This window comes from Xanthomonas sp. NCPPB 1067, assembly GCF_020783795.1.
GTDB lineage: Bacteria > Pseudomonadota > Gammaproteobacteria > Xanthomonadales > Xanthomonadaceae > Xanthomonas > Xanthomonas melonis.
In genome coordinates this window covers 1-3361 of sequence record NZ_JAJGQG010000058.1, presented here as the reverse complement: position 1 = coordinate 3361, position 3361 = coordinate 1, and the positions used below count along the sequence as shown (strand labels likewise).

General features: G+C 52.5%; 5 protein-coding genes. All 5 read left to right on the top strand.

Annotation, left to right across the window (positions count from 1 at the left end; genetic code table 11):
• Positions 1–184 (top strand): hypothetical protein (locus LL962_RS20695; protein WP_228318269.1); only part of this gene is annotated, 184 nt, incomplete at its 5' end.
• A 1-nt stretch (position 185) separates the two neighbouring features.
• Positions 186–782, top strand: coding sequence for an imm11 family protein (locus tag LL962_RS20690; RefSeq protein ID WP_228318268.1), 597 nt, complete (start codon positions 186–188; stop codon positions 780–782).
• Positions 783–1041: 259 nt separating this feature from the next.
• Positions 1042–1845 carry an IS5 family transposase gene (locus tag LL962_RS20685; RefSeq protein ID WP_228318267.1) on the top strand — a complete coding sequence of 268 codons (804 nt, stop codon included), beginning with the start codon at positions 1042–1044 and terminating at the stop codon, positions 1843–1845.
• Positions 1846–1945: 100 nt separating this feature from the next.
• On the top strand, positions 1946–2548 hold the full coding sequence (locus LL962_RS20680) for a hypothetical protein (RefSeq protein ID WP_228318266.1): 603 nt from the start codon (positions 1946–1948) through the stop codon (positions 2546–2548).
• A gap of 121 nt (positions 2549–2669) precedes the next feature.
• Positions 2670–3293, top strand: coding sequence for a hemagglutinin repeat-containing protein (locus LL962_RS20675; protein ID WP_228318265.1), 624 nt, complete (start codon positions 2670–2672; stop codon positions 3291–3293).
• Positions 3294–3361: the final 68 nt, after the last annotated feature.

Here is a 3361-nt window from a genome sequence, read left to right as displayed (position 1 = left end):
AAAGTCAGTTGCATCGTCGTCGTCCCGTTGCGTCTGTGCGATTGTCGCAGGATCAGGGGGAGTTGTTCAGAGTTTCCCTAACACACCTGCCTACAAAATGGCAGTGACGCAAACGCTCTCTAGAATTAAAGCGGAAGCACAAATCAAAGGAAGTCAAGTTAATAGATGGTTGACAGGAGATTGATGTGAAGTATTACTTGCTAAGCCAAGATTTATCGAATGATGGAAAGTGGGTGCTTGGTGACATCAATCATGTAGATAATTGGTTGTTCAGAAATCCAACAGTTGATTTGATGGAGCCTGGGAGCTATTCATTAAGTGTTAGATTTGATGGGGACGAGGTAGACTTTTCTTTGGCAGGCTACGCAAGTGTCCCTGTTGTAGGTGATAAAGTTGTTAGGTCTCTGGCTGGGCTACCAGAAGTTGATGAGTTGTACAGTAATGTTATTTTTTCTCCTGTCGAAATTGAAAATAGGAGTTCAGAAAATAATTATTTTATAATGATAGTGGAGACGCAAGTTGATTGCGTAGACGAGGAAAGGTCTGATTTTTCAATTTATTCCGAAGATGATCCCGTGCGTCCGGACTTGGCTGGGAATTATCGAAGTTTTTTTAATCTTGTTATATTGCCGGAAAAGATTGATGGTAGGCATATATTCAGGTTGAAGCGGCGTCTGGGGGTGTTGATTGTTAGCGAGGAGGTGAAGAGGAGGTTTGAATGCGCTGGTGTGACAGGGGTTGTTTTTAAGTTATTAAATGGCTCCGACAAAGTGGTTGCTTAGGAAATCTCTGAACAGCGTGCCACAAATGCGCGACACTATGGGTTCGGGGTGAGGAGGCATCCATGCAACTGACAAGCGCAAGCAGACGCGGCGCGAGATCTTCCTAGCGGAGATGGAGCGCATCGTTCCGTGGAAGCAATTGCTTGCGCTGATCGAAGCACACTATCCGGTGTAGGGGCGGCCCGGTCGGAAGCCGTACGCGCTAGGAGAGGTCTAGAGCGTGTTATGAACTTGAGGCTTTCGCGGCTATCGTAAGTGGATGAAGTCACCACGCCCGTATCCGACCGATGTCTCCGATGAAGAATGGGCCTTCGCCGCGCCCTACCCGACGCTGATGGATCCGCAGGCGCGGCAGCGCAAGTACGACCTGCGCCTGATGTTCAACGGGCTGCGCTGGATGGCGCGTGCTGGGGCACCGTGGCGCTTGATTCCCCATGAATTCCCGCCGTGGAAGGCGGTCTACCAGCAGACCCAACGATGGCTGCAGGCCGGCTGTTTCGAGGCAATGGTCAGCGATCTGCGCTCGGTGCTGCGCGTGGCGCAGGGCAAGCAAGGTCAGCCCAGCGCCGTGATCCTGGATGGCCGAACGTTGCAGTCCACATGCGAAAGCGGATCACGTGCTGGCTACGACGGCTACAAGCGTAAGAAGGGCAGCAAGGTGCACATGGCGGTGGATACGCTCGGCCACCTGCTAGCAGTGGTCACCCCAGCCGACGAGCAAGAACGCGCCCAAGTGCGCTCGCTGGCGCAGGAAGTTCAGCATGTCACGGGCGAGACTGTGAAACTGGCGTTTGTCGATCAACGCTGCACAGGCCAAGGCCCGGCCGAAGCCGCGCAGGAGGAAGGCATCGAGCTGCACGTGGTAAAGCTGCCGGAGGCCAAGAGAGGTTTTGTATTGCTGGCGCGCCGCTGGGTCGTGGACCGCAGTTTCGGTTGGGTCAATCGGTTCCGACGCCTGGCCCGTGATTACGAACGCCTGCCGGAAACCCTGGCAGGACTCCACTTGGTCGTCTTCTCCATTCTCATGCTTGGAAATACCGCGTCTCTACTTCAAAGTCCGTAACACGCTCTAGAGCTGCCAAGGATGTGGGAGCCATTACTTGAAAAGCACTCCAGTGGGGCGCGCGTTTATTCACAGTCTGAATTTTTGAAGGAATTTGGAAATGATTCTAAATGATGAAGTGGGAGAAAAATTATGGGATGGAAATCTGAGCATTTGCTTTTTTGTCTCAGACGGACAGTGCGTTTGGGTTTTAGATGGAAAGGAGAATTTTTCTCTAGATGGCGAGAAAGATTACAAGGCATACTTGAGTCGAGGATATATAGCGAATGATCAATATGAGGCTGCATGTAGAGACTTTCGCGGAGGTGCATTAAAGCTCAATTCAAGTAACTTTTATCAGTACTTGAATAACAGTTCCGCAAAAATCGTCACAATGGAAGAACTAAGGGAATTTTTCCTCAGCTCTTGCATAGAAACAGACATTCTGCTCGACAAAGTGGAGCGATATTACCTGTTTGGCGATGAAGTTTCCCCTGAAGTTTTATTAAAAATAAACCACCTTGCGTCTAAGTTGCCAAATTTCTATATAAATTTTGATCGGCGAATTTATATGCATTTAGACGGAATGCGGCTTCACGAAGATCTGGCGTATGACGATTGGTCATCGAAAAACGGGGATTTTAGCTTCCTTATTCCGGATAATCAGAGGTATTGGATGAAAAATTCCAGGGATTACTGGAAAATAAAGTCATTATCTTGCTGATGTTCCGTTTCGTTGAGCGAACAGCAGGCGATAACGGTGGTAAGTACAGTGAAGCAATAAGAACGGGGTCAGGTGTAGTTAATAAGTCAATCTGACCCTGCGTTGGGCCGAAGGCAACGCCTTGCTGCTTGCGAGCAAGGACATCGTGTTCGACGTTGCGCACAACACCCAGGCCAATGGCAATGCCAGCAACGGCAAGGGCTGGGGCTTCAAAAACGCGGCCGGCTTGCCGTACGGCAACTATAACCAGCAGGGCACCGGCAACGGGCAGACCGACACCATCACCGGCACCCAGCTGTCGGTCGGCGGCAATGCCAGCCTGACCACCACGCAGGGTGACATCACGCTGACCGCGAGCAATGTCGCGGCTCAAGGCAATGTCAGCATGCGTGCCGCAGGCGACCTGACCATCCAGAGCGGCCAGGACTTCCTGGGCAATGCCAACCAGTCCACCAGCAAGGGCATCGGCACGGTGGTCATCTCCGACACCGAGCGTTTTGCCGGCTACAACAAGAAGACCCACACCGACGACAACGCCCAGGTCACGCAGGTGGCCAGCAACGTCGGCAGCCTGGGCGGCAATGTCAGCCTGACGGCCGGCGGTACGTACACGCAGTCGGCCAGTAACGTGGTCGCGGCCAAGGACGTGGACATCACCGCCGCCTCGATCCAGCTGCTGACCGCCAACCAGAGCACCTCCGCCTCGCAGCGACGTCCCCCCGTCCTGAGTAGCAGCCGGGTTTAGAGTCCGGGGTTGATGATATCGCTGTTGGCAAGTTGTTGTGCATAGGCGGCTGGTGTCATACCGCCGAT